Source organism: Cellulomonas rhizosphaerae, from assembly GCF_003470205.1.
GTDB classification, from domain to species: Bacteria; Actinomycetota; Actinomycetes; order Actinomycetales; family Cellulomonadaceae; genus Cellulomonas; species Cellulomonas rhizosphaerae.
The window spans coordinates 1-16,336 of sequence record NZ_QWKP01000148.1; the positions used below are offsets into that span (position 1 = coordinate 1).

Here is a 16,336-nt window from a genome sequence, read left to right on the forward strand (position 1 = left end):
CCGCCTTCGCGCGCCTGCCGCGCGCCGCCGCGCCGCCCCCGCCCCGTGGGGCTGGCCCGCCCCTCGCGCGCGCTGCGAGCCCCGCGCCATCGTCCTGGCACGCCTCGCGGTGCCAACCCGGTCCGCCGGCCCGGTCCACCCCGCGGTGCCCCCTCCGATACCAGCGCGACCCGTCCCTGCTTGCGCTGCTTTCGCCCACCCCCACACCACGTCCGCGCGGTCATCCCCGGATCTCGCCGGAGGTGGGGCGCGTCGGCGAGCGTTCAGTCCGCCGAAGAAGACGGTGTGTCGCGGTGGACGGTAGTGCGGGATGCGCAGTAGTGTGCGGATCGCGGGAGTCGGAGGGGCGCCCGCACCACACGTGAAGGAGGGCGGCATGGACACCACGCAGCTGCTCAAGGGCGTGCTCGACGTGGCGGTCCTTGCCGTCGTCGCGCACGAGGACGGGTACGGGTACGACGTGGTCCGACGACTGCGCGCGGCAGGGCTGGAGGAGGTCGGTGACGCGTCGGTGTACGGGACGCTGCGGCGGCTGTACTCGTCGGGCGCGCTGACGTCCTACGTCGTGCCGAGCGACGAGGGCCCGCACCGCAAGTACTACGGGATCAACGCGCAGGGGCGCTCGATGCTCGACGCGCAGCGCAAGGACTGGCAGGGCTTCGCGGGCACGATGTCCGGCCTGCTCGAGACGGAGGTAGTCCGATGAGCGTGCTCGACGCACCCACCGCCGACGTCGCCGCCTACGCGGCCGACGTCCGTCGCGCCCTGACCGGGCTCACCACGGAGCAGGTCGACGACCTGACCGACGACCTGGAGCAGGCGCTCGCCGACGCGCTGGCCGACGACCACCGCTCGGGGGCCGGGGTCGGCCTCGTCGGGCTGTTCGGCACGCCGCAGCAGTACGCCGACGACCTGCGGGCTGCCGCCGGGCTGGACGCCGCGGAATCCCGCAGCACCCGGCGCTCGTTCGCGCGGTACGCGACCCAGTTCCGGGCGGACCTGCTGGCCGGGCTGGCGCCGCTCTTCGCCCAGCCGTGGTGGCCGGGGTTCGCCGCGTTCGCGAAGACCCTCGAGCCGCTGTGGTGGGTGCTGCGAGGCTGGATCGTCTACCTCATCCCGGCAGGGCTCTTCGGTCTGGGCGCGACCCCGCCTCGCGGCATCCTCGACTGGGTGCTGCTGATCGCGCTCGTCGTCGTCAGCGTCCAGTGGGGGCGCGGGCTGTGGCGCGGTCACCGCGTCACGCACTGGCTCTGGCGCGCCTCGAGCGTGCTCGCGCTGGTCCTGGTGCTCCCGATCCTGGCCTCGGGCGTCGACACGGGTTCGGATGACTCGTCGGGCGGCTACTACACCCCGCCGCCCCCGTCGGACGGCGTCTACGTCAACGGCGAGCTCGTCACCAACCTGTTCGTCTACGGCGCCGACGGCAAGCCCGTCGCCGGCGCCCAGGTGTTCGACCAGCAAGGACGACCGGTCAGGACGACGAGCGACGACACCGGGTACTGGTCCGACGACACGCAGGGCACGTCCGGGCAGCTCGTCCCGGCCACGGCCGCCGACGGGACACAGCTCTGGAACGTCTACCCGCTGCGGACGCAGCAGTGGAACGAGCTCAACCCGGACGTCCTCGACCCCGCGGCCGACGCGCGATGGCCGTTCGCGCAGGCGGGGGCGGTCCTGACGCCTGGTCCCGCGAGTGGCGATGCATTGAGCCCGGCGCCGTCGACCCCCGCGGAGCCGGAGGCCAGCGCGGAGCCGGGGGCCAGCGCCTCGCCCGGAGCGAGCGCGACGCCTGACGCGAGCGCGACGCCGAAGCCGACGCCGAGCGCGACCGACTGACGCAGTCGGCTCGACCAGCGGCGGGGGAGCCAGGGGGCCTCTCCCGCCGCTGGCGCCCCGGAGAGGGTCCCTGGCGCGCGGCGCTGCGCGGCTGGGAGGATGGGCACCTCAGGTGTGGAAGCGGTTCCACGCCCGCTCGACGAGGAGCTTCCGCAGTGTCCGCACGCATCCACGACGGCCCGTTCGTCGACCGCCGCACCGTCCTCCAGCTCGGCGGCGGCCTGGCGGTGATGGGTCTGCTCGCGGCCTGCACGGGCGATCCCGCCCAGGGGCCGACGAGCACCGCGACGCCCACGCCCACCCCGAGCGGCCCGTGGACCCCGCCCGCCGAGCCGATGGCGTTCCCGAAGGGCTTCGTCTGGGGATCGGCCACGTCGGCGTTCCAGGTCGAGGGCTCGACGGCGGTCGACGGCCGCGGGCCGTCCATCTGGGACACGTTCGCCCAGGCGCCGGGGAACATCGACGACGGGTCGACGGGCGACCCTGCGGCGGACCACTACCGCCTGTGGGAGTCGGACCTCGAGCTGATGGTGAGCCTCGGCCTCACGTCGTACCGGTTCTCGGTCGCGTGGCCACGCATCGTCCCGACCGGCAGCGGGGCCACCAACCAGCGCGGCATCGACTTCTACCGGCGGCTCGTCGACGGCCTCGTCGACCGGGGCATCCGGCCCGCGATCACGCTCTACCACTGGGACCTGCCGCAGCCGCTGCAGGACGCGGGCGGCTGGACCAACCGCGAGACCGCGAGCCGGTTCGCCGAGTACGCAGCGGTGATGTTCGAGGCGCTCGGCGACGTCGACGCCACGTGGCTGACGATCAACGAGCCCAAGACGACGGCGTACGTCGGCTACGCGGGCACCGAGCACGCGCCCGGCGCGGGTGACGCGGACCAGGGCGCGGCCGCCGTGCACCACCAGCTGCTCGCGCACGGGCTGGCCGTCCAGGCGTTCCGGGACTCGGGTGCCGTCGGCGACATCGGGATCGCGCTCAACCTCCAGCCCATCTACCCCGTCGGGCAGGCGCAGAAGCCGGCCGCGCGCGCCGACTCGTCCGAGAACCGGCTGTTCCTCGACCCGGTGCTGCTCGGCACGTACCCCGACGACGCCATCGGCGACCGTTCCGGCCAGCTCCACGCGGACCCCGCGACGTTCACCGCGCTCGTCAAGGACGGGGACCTCGAGATCATCTCGGCGCCGTGCGACGTCCTGGCGGTCCAGTACTACGGGGTCGGCGCGGTCAACGACAGCGGCAGCTGGGTGCAGCTGTACCCGACGTCGCCCGCGGGCTGGCAGCAGGTGCACGCGGAGGGTCTGTACGACCTGCTGACCCGCCTCAAGCGCGACTACCCCGGAGCGCCGCCGCTGCTCATCACGGAGAACGGCATACCCGACGTCCGGGCCGGGGCCATCGACGACGACGACCGCGTGGTGTTCCTGCGCGAGCACCTGCAGCAGGCGGCTCGTGCCATCGGCGAGGGCGTCGACCTGCGCGGGTACTACGCCTGGTCGCTGCTGGACAACTTCGAGTGGGCCCGCGGGATGACCCAGCGGTGGGGCATCGTGCACGTCGACTTCGACACCCAGGAGCGCACCCCGAAGGCCAGCGCGGACTGGTACTCGGGCGTGATCACGGCCAATGCGGTGGCTCCGTGAGGGGCTCCGCGTAACGCGACTCACAGCCCGATCGCAGCCTTTGTGCGCAGTATCACCGTCTCACGGGGAGGTGCCGACGGCGCCCGAGGACTACCGTGAACGTATGCCAAAGACTGTCTCGACCCAGGTCGACGCCGCCTCGAACCCGACGGCCGTCAAGGCCAAGCCCCGCAAGGTTCCGCGCGTCGTGATCCTCGGCGGCGGGACTGTCGGGCTCTACACGGCCCGCCGGCTGCGCAAGCGCCTCGGCAAGCGCGAGGCCGCGATCGTCGTCGTCGACCCCCGCCCGTACATGACGTACCAGCCGTTCCTCCCCGAGGCCGCGGCCGGCTCGATCGACGCGCGCAACGTCGTCGCCCCGCACCGTCGCGCGCTCAAGGGCGTCGACGTGCTGCAGGGCAAGGTCTCGCAGATCAACCACGCGCAGCGCACGGTCGAGATCACGCCCGAGGAGGGCGACGCGTACTGGATCACGTACGACCACCTCGTCGTCGGCCTCGGCTCGGTCGCCCGCACGCTGCCGATCCCGGGTCTGGCCGAGGAGGCCATCGGCTTCAAGAACGTCGAAGAGGCCATCGCGGTCCGCAACCACATCCTCAACCGGATCGACATCGCCGCGTCGACCTGGGACCCCGAGCTGCGTGCGCGCATGCTGACGTTCGTGTTCGTCGGCGGCGGGTTCGCCGGTGTCGAGGCGCTCGGCGAGCTCGAGGACATCGCGCGCTACACCGTGCGGCACTACAACCAGATCGAGCAGGACGAGCTGCGCTTCGTGCTGGTCGAGGGCAGCCCCCGCATCCTCCCCGAGGTCAGCGAGGAGCTCGGCGGCTACACGCTCGAGCAGCTGCGCAAGCGCAACATCGAGATCCACCTCTCGACGTTCCTGTCGTCGTGCGTCGGCGGCCACGTGGTGCTGTCCAACAAGGTCGAGTTCGACGCCGAGACGATCGTGTGGACCGCCGGCGTCAAGGCGAACCCGGTGCTGGGCAGCTCCGACCTGCCGCTCGACCAGATGGGCCGCGTGACCACCAACGCGAAGCTGCAGGTCGTCGACGCCGAGGGCAACGTCGTCGCCGACGCCTACGCCGCCGGCGACTGCGCCGCGGTCCCGGATCTGTACAACCCGGGCAAGTTCTGCCCGCCCAACGCCCAGCACGCGCTGCGCGAGGGCAACCACCTCGGCGACAACCTGGCCCGCGTCCTGCGCTCGGCCGAGCCGACCGAGTACAGCCACAAGAACATCGGTGCCGTCGCATCGCTCGGCATGTACAAGGGCGTCGCCCAGATGTTCGGCAAGATCAAGGTACGCGGCTTCTTCGCGTGGGTGCTGCACCGCTCGTACCACGTGTTCGCGATGCCGACCGTCAACCGCAAGCTGCGCATCATGGCCGGCTGGACCGGTTCGCTGCTGCTCCGCCGCGAGGTCGTCGCGCTCGGCTCGCTGCACGACCCGCGCGCGGAGTTCCGCGCGGCGTCGGTGCCGCCCAAGCCGCGCCCGGCCCCGCTCGGCGAGACCGCGCCGGCTGAGCAGCCCCCGGCGCTGCCGCCGATCAAGGCCGAGGAAGACTCGCCCGCCGCGAAGGCCGACGCCTAGGAGCCAGCCCGACTGAAGCCCTCGCCCGGGATCCGGGTGGGGGCTTCGTCGCGTCCGACGCCGGGCGGCTGGCAGGATGCTGCCGGGCCCCCGTAGCCCAATCGGCAGAGGCGGTCGGCTTAAACCCGACTCAGTCCGGGTTCGAGTCCCGGCGGGGGTACAGGTATTTGTGCAGGCCAGAGAGGTGAACGGCCATGCACGAGGCTCCTTGTCAACGCGACGTGTCAACATCGACCGATACGGAACGCGCTCTGGTCGGCGCGAACGGCACCTCGTCAACACGAACCGAAGCGCTTGGGCGTCACCACGGGCCGCCCGCCCACCCCGCGCCGGCCAGGCCGAAGATGATGCCCGCCGTACCGGTCCTTCTCGTGCGCTGGACTCTGGCCATGGTCAACGAAGACCGCGAGCCGCCCCGACGGACCCCGCTGCGTTGCGCGATCCTGGGGCACAAGGTCACGTGGGTGGCGTCGGAGTGGGACGAGACCCCCGTGTGCCGTCGCTGCGGCGCGATCGTGCCGGACGAGGAGACGTGAGGTCACCTCTCGCGCTTGTTCGTGCGCTGCGAGCTCACGTGCGCAAGGAGCGTCGGGCGAAGCAGCACTTCGAGGAGCGGTACGCGGAGTGGCAGCAGTTCCTCGCACACCGCGAGGAGTGGATGCGGGACGCCTGGGCCGCCGAGGAGGACAAACCGAGGCGTGACGAAAGGCCCCCCACCCGAGGGTGAGGGGCGCGTCGGCCGGCTAGACCGGCTGGACGTCCTCGGCCGGAAGCCATGCCAACCACGTTTCGTGCACGTCGACCTTCTGCTCCACGCACACCCAGCCTCGCGCCCGCGCAACGGCCCACACCGGGACCGAGACGTGGCGCCCGTCGTAGAGCGCGCCCCAGGCGATCGCGCGGCGGCGGGGCTCGAGGATGCTCTGCCCCGGTGGGTTCTCGGTGCGGGTCACGAGCCACTTCGCGTAGCGGGCGTCCGGCGGGCACGGCATCGAACAAGTGTACGCATGACGAAGCGCCCCACCCCTGCTGTGAGGCAGAGGTGGGGCGCGGTCATGCCGGGTTCAGCGGGCCATCGGGTGGAACTGGCGGGTCTTCCGGCCCGGAGGGCGCCGAGGGCGCCTCGCCGGGCTCAGGCTGCGTGGCCGGCTCGAAGTCGGGGATGGGGGAGCTCATCGGTTCACGGTAGGGCGGCCCCGGTCGTCATGCCCGTCGGGCGACGACCAGGCCCCACAGGAAGGCAAGCACGATGCCCGTGCCGACGAACAGCCAACGCCGGCCGCGATGCGACGGGGCCTCGGTCCGCGTGAGGTCCTCGAGGATGCACGGGGCGATCATCTCGACCCACCCGTACAGCACCGCGGCGGCGTACCGGTGGAACGTGCGGTCGTCGTCCTCAGTCCACGTGAGCATCGTCGCGCCATCTCACGCGACGTTGATCTCGCCGGCGGCTCGCACCAGCAGCTCGGGGGAGATGGTCGCGCGGATGCGCGGGTAGTGGAATCCGCGCGGCAGCACGACGGTCTCCCCAGGGTTGCCGGTGGCGTCCGGGCCGGCGATGAGGATGCGCGCCTCGTCGTCGATGACGGTGAGGCCGTGCCAGGTCGCGCCCTCATCGAACGTGACCTCGAGGCCGCCGCCGTCGGGGATGGCAGCCAGGGGCCAGGTGGCGTACTCGCGGCTGGCCGGGTCGAGCTTCACGGCGTACCTCCCTGGGGTGAGGCGAACACGAGCGGGTTGGGTCGGGGCGGCCCTGCGGCGAACGGTGCGAGGTGGGGGCCGCCGGGGCCGAGCGTCAGGATGTGCCGTGGACCGGTGTAGCTGTCGACGAGTGGTGCGTTGCCGATCGCGGTGGCGGCCCACTGGAACGAGCTCGACGCCGCGCCGACGGGTGTGCGCTTGCCGACCGCGGTGGCGGCGTAACCGAAGGCGGCCGCGGCGGCCGCGAGGGGTGTGCGCCTTCCGGTCGCGCTCGAGGTGTAGCCGAACGCGGCAACCGCGGTGCCGACCGGCGCCCTCTTGCCGGTGGCCGCGGCCTGGTAGCCGAACGCCCCGACCGCGCTGCCCTTGGGGGCGCGAGTGCCGGCCGCCGTGGCGTGGAAGTTGAAGGAGCTCGTCGCGGTGCCCGAGCCTGGTGGTGAGGCGTCCGCGCCGATCCCGCCGATCCGGAGGCGTGCCACGTCAGCTCGCGGAGCCGGGGACCGCCAGGGAGGCGATCGTGTACTCGCCGGCGCTGTTGAAGGTCGCGTCACCGGTCACGGGCACGTGCCCGTAGAACGTGCCGCCGGTCGAGGCCGACCAGAAGCCGACCGCCGTTCGCGGCACCGCCCGTGAAGGCCTTGCCGGTCAGGGTGCCGAAGTCGCCAGCCGACCCAGCCGGCCAGGCGCACGCGACGCGCGACGCCGCGCTCGCGTTGGACCCTGAGTCGTTCGGGGTCGCCGTGTGCAGCGACATGTGCGTGGCGGCGGCGGCCATCGCGACGACGCCGATGTTCAGCAGGGTGTCGTTCGGGAAGATGGTCATGGTGGTCTCCTAGACGAGGGCGACGGTCTTGGCGGGCGCCCACACGGCACCGTTCGGCCGCCAGATCTGGTGCGGCAGAACGGTGAAGGTGGCCTTCTGGACGGGTGAGTAGACGCCGGACTTCACGGCCTGGACGGCGATGGTCGTCGACGCGCCCGTCGGTGATGCGGGCGCCGGGAAGCTGCGGGTCGCGCCGGCGCCGCTGAACACCACGGCGGCGCCCGAGTCGACGGACCACACGTACGAGTCCGGCGTGGGGGACCCGGGCGCGGGGACGGCGGTCAGGGTGATCGTCGTCAGCGGTTCGACGTCGCTCATCCCGGTGAGGGGCTGTAGCAGGACCGCGAACGCACCGTCGGCGCTGATGCCACCGATGCGGAGGCGCCGCGAGCTCGCGACGACCGCACCGTCGGCGGAGATCCCACCGATCCGCAGGCGTGGGACGGCGGGCGGGTCGTCCGCGCCGATCCCGCCGATCCGGAGGCGTGCCACGTCAGCTCGCCGTCGCGGCGGCCGCCCAGAGGGCGCCCCAGTCCGTGATCGCCGCGACCTCGGGTGCGGTGAGGTCGAAGTAGAGCGTCAGGTCGCTCGTCGTCACGTCGGAGACGCTGTTGTCGGTGGACTTCTTGAGTGCGGACGTAGCGCGCTCGGCGACCAGGGTGCTGCCGCTGTAGAGCCGGACCTTGTTGGTGTTCGACCCCGATGCGGTCAGCACCGCGTCGGAGAAGGTGAGGCGCAGCGCGGTCCCGACAGCGCGCGGGCTCAGCCGCCAGCGACGCTCCGACACGGTGCCGGAGAAGTCAGGGGACTCCATGCGGGTTGTGTTCGAGGCGTCACCGAGGGCCTGACCCTCGTACGTCGAGCCGCCGATGATCGTCCAGCCCGAGTCGCCGGTGCCGTTCATGCGCAGCGTCGTGATCGCCGTCGTGGCGCTGTTGACGCGGACCTCGGTGGTCTTCGTGTTCGTCGCGCCGCCGTCGTCGGTGACGATGCACTGCAGGACGTCGAGCACGGGGCCGCTCGAGGCGGCCGTGTACGAGCAGGTCGCGGTCGCCGCGTTCGTGAGGGTGATCGACGCCGGGGCGGCGCCAGGGGTGTAGCGGGTGCCGGTCCAGGCGTAGGACACGATCGACCCGTCGGAGTCGGACGCGGTCGCCGTGCAGGTGACGGCGGCAGATGCGGCGACGGTCTGGATGCCCGTCAGGGACAGCGACGGCGGCACGTTTGCGGCAACGTACTCGCCGATCTCGCTCGTGGCGCCGTCGTCGAGCTGGACGTCGTCGAACCAGATGGTCTGCGTGCTGCCGGTGCCGTTGCCGGACGGCGCACCGAGGTCGATGTGCGTCAGGGCGTTGCCTGACAGGGACGCGCCGGTGCCGGTGACGGTCGCGACGACGGTGCCGGACCCGGCGGCGCGCAGGTTCGCGGTGATGTTGCCGGTCGTCGTGTTCACGACGATGTCGACGACGTTCCATTGCCCGAAGGTGACAGTGCCGGTCGACGTGCCGATCGTGCCGGTGCCGGCGGAGTCGAGCAGGATGAGCTTCCCCGCCGAGTTGAACTGCAGGCGCCCGGCGATGCCCGAGGAGTGCCGCAGCGTCAGGATCGGGAAGTTCGCCGCGGGTGCGGCTGCGAGCCAGAAGCAGAAGCTGATCGCTGCGGCGTTGTTCGCCGCAGCGAACGGCAGCCGGTACGACTGCGACGACGACGTGGGGATCGTGACCTTGAGGGCCTGCGACCCAGTGTGGACGTGCGTGTTGTCCGACGCGTTCGACCCGGTGCCGTTGGAGACCGTGGTCGCGTTGAGGCCGGTCGGGGCGGTCGAGGTGAGGGTGCTGGTCGTGAACGCGGTTCCGTTCGCGACCCCCTCCATGCCCCAGCGGTACTTCGTCATGGTGTGCCTCCGGTCAGACTGGTACGGGTGCGGGCAGGGGGTTGCCGACGTAGTGCATGCCCGCGGCGGCGTCGAACAGGACTGCGATGCGCGCGGTGATGGGCTCCGAGGTCGCGTGGTCCGCGGCACTGGTCGGCTCGGCGGCCGACTGGTAGTTCGTGCCGATGTTCGAACTGGACAGCCCGTAGGCCGCGTTGGGTGCGGCGAGCGCAGCGGGGGTGTTCGCGTTCGTGCGGCCACCGTCGGCCTTGCCGATGGTCGCCATGACCGAGCCCGACGAGCTCGAGCCGGTCGCGGGCGCGAACCAGTTCCCGGCGACCTTCGAGAGCATCGCGCCGCCGATCTGCTGACCGGACGCGGAGCCCAGGTGGGCCGCAACCGCGCGCGGCCGCGGGACCTCACCCTGGGAGTCATAGGCGAGCAGCTGCCACCCGTTCGACTGGGCCAGGACCCGGTTGTTCAGGATCGCCACCCCGGCGCACCACCACGGCACGTTGATCGCGGGCTCCTGCCCGCCGTGGTTAATGTCCCGGTCCTGCAGCACGAGGATCGCCTGCGCGGACCCGGCCCACGATGCGCCGATGGTGTTGTTCGCGACGTCGACGTTGCCCGACGCGCAGATGACGATCGACTTGTGGCAGTTCACGACGGTGTTCGCCGCGATGAGGGACTGGTACTGCACGCCGTCCCAGAACCCGCCGTCGCACTCCTCGTAGCAGATGCCCGAGTCGGCGTAGGTCGTCCCGTCGAGGCTGGTGCCGTCGATGTCGTTGCCGTAGCAGAGGACCTGCGAGCAGGAGACGTCGTACCAGATCATGTTGCCGTTGTGGCTGTACCGCATGTGGTTGAACCGCAGGGTCGAGCGGCGCGCGACGGTCAGCTTGATCGCCCCAGACGTGGGCTGCGTCTTCCACTTCCCGGTGTCGGTCTGGTGGATCTTGCACTGCTCGATGACGAGGTCGTCGAGATCGCCGCCGAGCACCGCGGTCTGGCCGATCTTGTAGAACGTGGTCGCGGTGATGCGGGTGCGGTCCTTGCCGACGTACAGCGCGTTGCGGCCCATCTGCGTGACGTGGACGTTCTCGATGACGGTGTCGGCCGACGTGCCGCCGTAGTACATCCCGACGTGCAGGGTGTTCCCGGCGCAGCGGTAGCGGCGGATGCCCAGGCCGAGCAGGTCGATGCGCGACCCGGACGTCAGCAGGTAGACGAGGTCGGAGTAGCGGACCTCGTGCCCGGACGGGGAGGTGGCGATCGTCAAGGTGTTGCTCCCGCGGTTCACCGAGAACTGACCGGCCGCCGGGGTTGCGCCGTCGGCGACCTGGTAGAGCTCGGTGCCGTCGTAGAAGCACATGTCGGGCAGCAGGGCGTTCGGGTCGTCGCCGATCTTGTCGGTTCCGATCCCCGGGATCGCGGGTGCGGTGTAGGCGGTCGTCCAGGTGCCGTTGCCGTTGTCGGTCCATGACGACGCGACGGTCGAGCCGTCGAACCAGACAATCTCGCCGGGGTACGCCTGCCACCGCAGGTAGTACCCGTTGCCGGGCTGGTAGGCGCCCTCGTGGTACGTGCCGCCACGGATGACGACCGTGCCGGGGTTTGCTGACGTGCTCGTGCCCTTGAGGGCTTCGGACGCTGCCGCGACGGTCCGCTTCGGCGAGCCGACCGTCCCGGGGTTCGAGTCGCTGCCGGACGTCGAGACGTACAGGACGTTCGTCGTCGGGATGTCGTAGTCGACGGTGCCGAGCACGGCAGCCCCTGCAGCGCGCGCGGCCGGCGGAATCCACTGCCCACCGCCGGGCAGGGGCGGGCGGCCCGGGCACGTCCAGTTCCCACCGACGGGGGTGTAGATCAACCCGAGGGTCGGGCTCACGCCGTCACTTCCCACCGGTCGACGCTCGTGGCGTACAGGCCGCCGATGGTCGGCGCGACAGGGCCACGCCAGTAGACGACCGCGCCCGTAGGCAGGGTGCCGCGCACGGGGTACGCGCCGGAGGCGTAGTCGCGGGTGTAGACGTTCCCTCCGCCACCACTGCCACCGGACGGGCGTGCGGCGAGCTCGGCGAGCACACCCTGGGCGTTGCCTGCGGACACGCCGCTGATCGCACCGACGGTGATCTCGGCGGCGCTCAGCGCGACGTCACCGGGCATGGCCTGCCCGCTGGCGCGACCGAGCGTCACGTTCGAGGTGCCGTTGCCAGTGCCCGCCCCGATGAGGGTGCGGATCGCATCCGGGGATGTCGCCTTGAGCAGGTTCAGGACGATGGTCGCGAGGGAGTTCCCGCCGTCGGCGGTGCGCAGCGTGTCGATGGCCGTGTTGTGTGCCGACGGCGGGAACGTCGGCGGCTTGTTCTGGATCGACCCCGCCACGTTCCAGTCGACGACCGCGGTGCCGCCACCGGTCGGGGCGGGCAGCCACTGACCGGTTCGTGGCGTGGCGCCGCGGTACAGGACGTCCCCGACGTTGCCACCGTCGGGCAGCGCTGCCCCGGCCGCGGCGGCGATGTCGCGCGCATCCTCCGCGGCGGCCTGCGCTGCGACCGCAGCCGCCGTCTGGTCGGCGAACACCGCGGCAACCTCGTCGGAGGCCGCTGCGGCAGCAGCCTCCGATGAGGCCTGGGCAGCGATGGCCGCGTTCGTCAGCCCCTGCGGGGACCAGATCACAACCCGGTTCGTGCCGTCCCACCACTCGAGGACCTCGAACGTGTCGGCCCAGAACCCGGGCGTGTAGCCCTGGTCCGTGATCGTCAGCTGCGACGACGGGATCGCGATGGTCTTGGCCATGTCCTCCCAGATCGGCACCGGGGTGGTGGTGCCGGGCTGGACGATCTGGCCGGTCAGGTTGCGGATGTTCAGGTTCGGCAGGCCGGTGCCCGGGTTGACCGCGAGCATCGCCAGGTACTGGACCATGGCCATGCGTCAGCCCTCCCCGCCGCTGGGTGCCCGGTAGGCGGGGGTGCGCGCCGACCCGAGGACGACGCGGGTCGCCCAGTCGGGGATGTACGGCTCGGCTCGCCGCCACACCCAGTACCAGCCGGCGATCGCCGCGGAGACGACGAGCGACTGCGCGAGCGCGGACGACAGCACGTCGGCGAGCTGCTGGTACAGCGCGGGTGGCAGGTGCGGGGCGAGGGCCTTGAGGGTGGCCGCGATCGCGGCACCCCACAGGGCGGGCACCGCGGTGCGCAGGTAGGAGACGGCCCGGTCGGACAGGCCGCCTGTGGGCTCGCTCGGGGTGGCGGCGGAGTGGTCGCCCATGGTCATGCTCCTGTTCCGAGGTACGCGCCGGCGACGGCGAGGAGGGTGATCGCGGCGACCCACAGCAGGGCCCACCGCGCGCGCATGGTCAGAAGCGGCGTGCGTTGAGCGCGCGCTGCAGGGCCTTGACGGTGTTGGGGCCGAACACGCCGTCGACCTTCGGGCGGCGCAGGATCGGCAGGACGCGGCGCAGCCACGTCTGCAGGGCCCGGATCGTCGCGGGGCCGGCCTTGCCGTCGACGGTCAGCGGCTTGAAGCCCTTGGTGCCGGCGAGCCGCTTGTTGAGGCGCCGCTGGATGGCCTTCCACAGGGCGAGGTGCCCGGCGGCGCTGGACCCGTCGGTGACGGGGCGGCCGAGCGCGCGCTGCAGCGCGAACGTGGTGGCGACGTCGAGCCGCCCGTTCACGCTGACCTTGCGGAACGGGTACCGGTCCTTTGACGGGACGTGCACCCAGTGCCAGGGCTCGAAGTCGTTGCGCTTCTTGCCGAGGGACTCCCACAGTGGGATCCACCCGTGGCGGCGCCCGACGGTGTCCATCCACCGGTGCTCGGCGGACGTGTACGTGTTCACGCCGGACCCGAAGTCGCACGCGATGCCCAGGCCGTGGTTCGACTGGCCGGGGTAGGCGGCCTTCGGGTAGCCGAGGTCGTCGAACATGTCGTGCTGTCGGGCCAGGCTGCGGTACCCGTCGGTGATCGTCAGGCGCTTGCCGAACTTCTTCGTGAACTCCCGGTTGAGGCGCTCGTACGACGCGGCCGCGGAGGCCACGAGCAGGTCGCCGTCGGAGGTGCGCACGAGCAGGGACGAGGGGAGCTGTCCGTTCTTCACGGCCATGGGGAACCTCCGGGCACGGGTCGGGCCCCGACGCCAGACAGCTCGGGGTGATGGTGGTGAGGGGTCAGAGGCCGGACGGGCGCTCGGGCGGTGGTGGCTGCTTGCCCATCCAGATGTGGTTCTCGAGGACGTTGATGAACGCCATGCGCGCCTCAGACTGCTTCTCCACGACGGCGACGCGAGTCTCGAGCTTGTCGACGCGCTCCATCAGCTGCTCACGGAACTTGCCCTCGTCGGTGACCTTCGCGGACCGCAGCGAGGCGGACCGGGCGGCCAGTGCAGCCCACACGACGCCGAGGGTCGCGACGACGGTGCCGACGACCGTCAGCCAGCCCGCGTTCACTTCTGGACGTCCGGGTGCTTCACGGAGTCCGGGTCCACCATTCCCGAAACGGTGTACGTCGCCCACGCGAGGCCCGCGAACATGAGCGCCCAGGCGTAGCCGCGGGGGTTGTCACCCAGGACCCACGACAGCAGGAACACGAACGTCCAGGCCACGTGGACGGCGACGAGTGCGGCGAACCCATACCAGTCGCGGCCGCGGTCGAACGCCGCGGCGATGGCCGCGATGGCGGAGAGAACCCACGGCAGACCCGCGATCACAACCGGGACGCCGAGACGCAGCAGGAAGCCGATGGACTTGGCCGTGCTCTCCGTCGTCTCGGGGAAGATGTACGCCGCCCCGAACGCGAAGTGGATGAGGCCGAAGGGCAGCAGGAAAGAGCCACGCTTCCCGTTGAGGCGCATCAGTCGACCGTCCACATCGCGTGCAGGTACAGCGACGGTGAGCCCGTAGGGCGCTGGGCCAGAGGCCGGTTGCCCGTCAACGACGACAGGATCAGCGACCGGCCCGAGATGTAGACCTGTCCCATGTCGATGGAGTTCGTCGTCCGGTACATGACGCTGCACGGCACCGTCGGGGTGCTGTCCTGGGCTGCGAGGGTGTAGATCAGCTGGTCGGCGACGTTGCCGGTGGCGTCGACGGTGACCGCAGCGCCGGGGCGCAGCAGGCCGAGCCACAGCTCGCGTTCCTTGCCGCGTCGCACGATCTTCGTCTCGGCCGGGACGACAGCCCAGCCCGTTGCGGCGACGCCATCGCCGCCCGCTGCGGTCGTCTCCGTGCGCAGCGGGCTCGGCGCCCACACCAGGGTGGCGTTCGTCGGATCGACGACACGGTCCCACTGCGTGTCGCGGATGCGGATCCGGGTGCCGGGATCGTTGAGGTACTGCAGCACCTCGAGCTCGTTCGCGTACAGGCCGCCGGGGCCTGCCCAGCAGCGCAGGTCGACGATCTCCTGCACCGCGGTCTGGCCAGCGGTGAACCGGACGAGCGCGATCGGTTGGTCCGACTGCGTCAGGCCGGCGTCGATCTTGCGGCTCGAACTGATCTCCTTCGCGGTCCCACCGGGCAGCAGCATGATCTGCGCTAGTCCGGTCGGCGAAGAGAGCGGCTGCCACGTGCGGCGGATGACCACGGTGTCCCAGCGCGAACCGGAGGAGACCGTGCCGCCAGTGACGGTGACGGGGGACGGGCCAGCCCACGTCGACAGGACACCGTCACCCCACGCGGAGCCGGGTGCGATCGCGACCGCCCGGTCTCCGGCACCTGGCGTGGCCTTGAGGGCGGAGGCGGTCTGGATGGCGTAGCGCGAACCCCTGCCGAGGACCAGCGGAGTCTCCGTGCTGTCGACGGTGCCCTTGAACCCGACGTTGTCGGTGGCCTCACCAGCCATCAGTGCCTCCCGGGCATGTTGACCCGGGCGGACCGGGCGAGGGTGCGGATCGCCTTGACCAGGACCTGATCCGGCGTGTTCGTGTGGTCTCCGATGCGGGGTGTCACGACGAGCCCTTCGCCGATGCGCTGGGTGATCTCGACCTCCGTGACGCGGTCGGTGATGAGCGGTGCACCGTTCATCTGGATGGGGATCTCGTCGCCGAGGCCGAACGTGACGCCGTAGCGCCAGTCGTCCGACTCGACGAGCTCGACCGACAGGGACACCTTCGGTGCGGCCACGTCGAGGGCCTCCTGCGCACGTGCGTCCATGACGGCGTTGTCCGTGGTGTCGGTCGCCTCGACGTACGTCCACCCGGTAAAGCCCCACTCCGCTTCGAGTACGGTCGCGACCAGCTCGCGGTACTTCGGGACACCGGAGACGTCACCGCCGCGAACCAGCGCGCGCGTCGCGGTAGGCGCCGCGATCGCGTAGGTCCCGGACACGAGCCCGGAGCGCTCGGTGATGGGTGCCGTGTGCGTCGTCGGGGCGAACGCGTCGACAGTGATGCCGCCCGAGGTGTTCATGCGGGCGCTGATGCCGATGCCAGCGAAGTCGAGCGCGGGCAACAGCCGGTCGGTCAGCGGCGTCATCCGGATGTTCACCGTGATCGTGGATCCGCGGCCCGACGAGGCGGGGACGGTCAGCGTGTAGGGGACGCTGCCGGCGTTCGCGTTCACCAGTGCCTTGACGACCGTCTCGGCGGGGCCTGTGGCCGCCCACACGCCGGTGCCCTGCCCGGTCGCTAGGGAACTGCCCGGCACGGGCCGCCCGAGCATCTGGTTGAACAGGTCCCAGTCGTCGACGAGCGCGAACGTGCACGTCGCGTTCCCGTCGTTGTCGTCGCCGGACTGGGTGACGACCCGGCCGCCGACGTGGTGCAGCAGCGTGCGCGGATTCTCAGCGGGGTCCGCCCGGTACAGCACCCGGGCGCGCGCGCCGGCGGTGAGGAGGTCTTCGACGCACTCCTCGTC

General features: G+C 71.4%; 20 protein-coding genes and 1 tRNA gene. 6 read left to right on the forward strand and 15 right to left on the reverse strand.

What is annotated here, in order from left to right:
• Nucleotides 1-376: 376 nt before the first annotated feature.
• From D1825_RS05115 to D1825_RS18180, 6 genes are all read left to right on the forward strand, one after another.
• Nucleotides 377-706 carry a PadR family transcriptional regulator gene (locus D1825_RS05115; RefSeq protein ID WP_118766376.1) on the forward strand — a complete coding sequence of 110 codons (330 nt, stop codon included), beginning with the start codon at nucleotides 377-379 and terminating at the stop codon, nucleotides 704-706.
• Complete coding sequence (locus D1825_RS05120; RefSeq protein WP_118766377.1) at nucleotides 703-1,836, forward strand: RAD23 family protein; 1,134 nt, start codon at nucleotides 703-705, stop codon at nucleotides 1,834-1,836. The genes D1825_RS05115 and D1825_RS05120 overlap by 4 nt, the downstream gene beginning before the upstream one ends.
• Before the next feature lie 155 nt (nucleotides 1,837-1,991).
• Nucleotides 1,992-3,488 (forward strand): GH1 family beta-glucosidase, encoded by a 1,497-nt coding sequence (locus tag D1825_RS05125; protein WP_325051462.1) that lies wholly within the window; start codon nucleotides 1,992-1,994, stop codon nucleotides 3,486-3,488.
• A gap of 103 nt (nucleotides 3,489-3,591) precedes the next feature.
• The gene (locus D1825_RS05130) at nucleotides 3,592-5,082 is read left to right on the forward strand and encodes an NAD(P)/FAD-dependent oxidoreductase (protein WP_118766378.1); all 1,491 of its coding nucleotides are present in this window, start codon (nucleotides 3,592-3,594) and stop codon (nucleotides 5,080-5,082) included.
• An 86-nt stretch (nucleotides 5,083-5,168) separates the two neighbouring features.
• Nucleotides 5,169-5,242, forward strand: a tRNA-Leu gene (locus D1825_RS05135).
• Nucleotides 5,243-5,471: 229 nt separating this feature from the next.
• Complete coding sequence (locus D1825_RS18180) at nucleotides 5,472-5,618, forward strand: hypothetical protein (protein ID WP_158580680.1); 147 nt, start codon at nucleotides 5,472-5,474, stop codon at nucleotides 5,616-5,618.
• A gap of 207 nt (nucleotides 5,619-5,825) precedes the next feature.
• Here the strand turns inward: D1825_RS18180 and D1825_RS05140 are convergent, their stop codons facing one another.
• From D1825_RS05140 to D1825_RS05210, 15 genes are all read right to left on the reverse strand, one after another.
• Nucleotides 5,826-6,074, reverse strand: coding sequence for a hypothetical protein (locus D1825_RS05140; RefSeq protein ID WP_118766379.1), 249 nt, complete (start codon nucleotides 6,072-6,074; stop codon nucleotides 5,826-5,828).
• Nucleotides 6,075-6,285: 211 nt separating this feature from the next.
• Nucleotides 6,286-6,495, reverse strand: coding sequence for a hypothetical protein (locus D1825_RS05145; protein ID WP_118766380.1), 210 nt, complete (start codon nucleotides 6,493-6,495; stop codon nucleotides 6,286-6,288).
• 12 nt (nucleotides 6,496-6,507) lie between these two features.
• Nucleotides 6,508-6,783 carry a hypothetical protein gene (locus D1825_RS05150; protein ID WP_118766381.1) on the reverse strand — a complete coding sequence of 92 codons (276 nt, stop codon included), beginning with the start codon at nucleotides 6,781-6,783 and terminating at the stop codon, nucleotides 6,508-6,510.
• Nucleotides 6,780-7,262 (reverse strand): hypothetical protein, encoded by a 483-nt coding sequence (locus tag D1825_RS05155; RefSeq protein WP_118766382.1) that lies wholly within the window; start codon nucleotides 7,260-7,262, stop codon nucleotides 6,780-6,782. Before D1825_RS05155 ends, D1825_RS05150 begins: the two co-directional genes overlap by 4 nt.
• A gap of 68 nt (nucleotides 7,263-7,330) precedes the next feature.
• Nucleotides 7,331-7,606: a hypothetical protein gene (locus D1825_RS17965; protein ID WP_138067468.1), complete on the reverse strand. Its 276-nt coding sequence runs from the start codon at nucleotides 7,604-7,606 to the stop codon at nucleotides 7,331-7,333.
• A gap of 9 nt (nucleotides 7,607-7,615) precedes the next feature.
• Nucleotides 7,616-8,098, reverse strand: a complete 483-nt coding sequence (locus D1825_RS05165; RefSeq protein ID WP_118766384.1) for a hypothetical protein — start codon at nucleotides 8,096-8,098, stop codon at nucleotides 7,616-7,618.
• Nucleotide 8,099: 1 nt separating this feature from the next.
• Complete coding sequence (locus tag D1825_RS05170; protein ID WP_118766385.1) at nucleotides 8,100-9,500, reverse strand: PKD domain-containing protein; 1,401 nt, start codon at nucleotides 9,498-9,500, stop codon at nucleotides 8,100-8,102.
• A 13-nt stretch (nucleotides 9,501-9,513) separates the two neighbouring features.
• Nucleotides 9,514-11,370 carry a right-handed parallel beta-helix repeat-containing protein gene (locus D1825_RS05175; protein ID WP_138067469.1) on the reverse strand — a complete coding sequence of 619 codons (1,857 nt, stop codon included), beginning with the start codon at nucleotides 11,368-11,370 and terminating at the stop codon, nucleotides 9,514-9,516.
• Nucleotides 11,367-12,413 carry a hypothetical protein gene (locus D1825_RS05180; protein ID WP_118766387.1) on the reverse strand — a complete coding sequence of 349 codons (1,047 nt, stop codon included), beginning with the start codon at nucleotides 12,411-12,413 and terminating at the stop codon, nucleotides 11,367-11,369. The genes D1825_RS05175 and D1825_RS05180 overlap by 4 nt, the downstream gene beginning before the upstream one ends.
• Before the next feature lie 3 nt (nucleotides 12,414-12,416).
• Nucleotides 12,417-12,755, reverse strand: a complete 339-nt coding sequence (locus tag D1825_RS05185; protein WP_118766388.1) for a hypothetical protein — start codon at nucleotides 12,753-12,755, stop codon at nucleotides 12,417-12,419.
• 88 nt (nucleotides 12,756-12,843) lie between these two features.
• Nucleotides 12,844-13,590 carry a D-alanyl-D-alanine carboxypeptidase family protein gene (locus D1825_RS05190; RefSeq protein ID WP_118766389.1) on the reverse strand — a complete coding sequence of 249 codons (747 nt, stop codon included), beginning with the start codon at nucleotides 13,588-13,590 and terminating at the stop codon, nucleotides 12,844-12,846.
• A gap of 64 nt (nucleotides 13,591-13,654) precedes the next feature.
• Nucleotides 13,655-13,933, reverse strand: a complete 279-nt coding sequence (locus tag D1825_RS05195; RefSeq protein ID WP_118766390.1) for a hypothetical protein — start codon at nucleotides 13,931-13,933, stop codon at nucleotides 13,655-13,657.
• Complete coding sequence (locus D1825_RS05200; protein ID WP_118766391.1) at nucleotides 13,930-14,337, reverse strand: hypothetical protein; 408 nt, start codon at nucleotides 14,335-14,337, stop codon at nucleotides 13,930-13,932. The genes D1825_RS05195 and D1825_RS05200 overlap by 4 nt, the downstream gene beginning before the upstream one ends.
• A complete protein-coding gene (locus D1825_RS05205; RefSeq protein ID WP_118766392.1) occupies nucleotides 14,337-15,323 on the reverse strand; it encodes a hypothetical protein in 987 nt (328 codons plus the stop codon). Before D1825_RS05205 ends, D1825_RS05200 begins: the two co-directional genes overlap by 1 nt.
• Nucleotides 15,323-16,336, reverse strand: a 1,014-nt coding sequence (locus D1825_RS05210; RefSeq protein WP_138067470.1) for a Gp37-like protein, incomplete at its 5' end; no start/stop codon positions are given. The genes D1825_RS05210 and D1825_RS05205, both read right to left, overlap by 1 nt.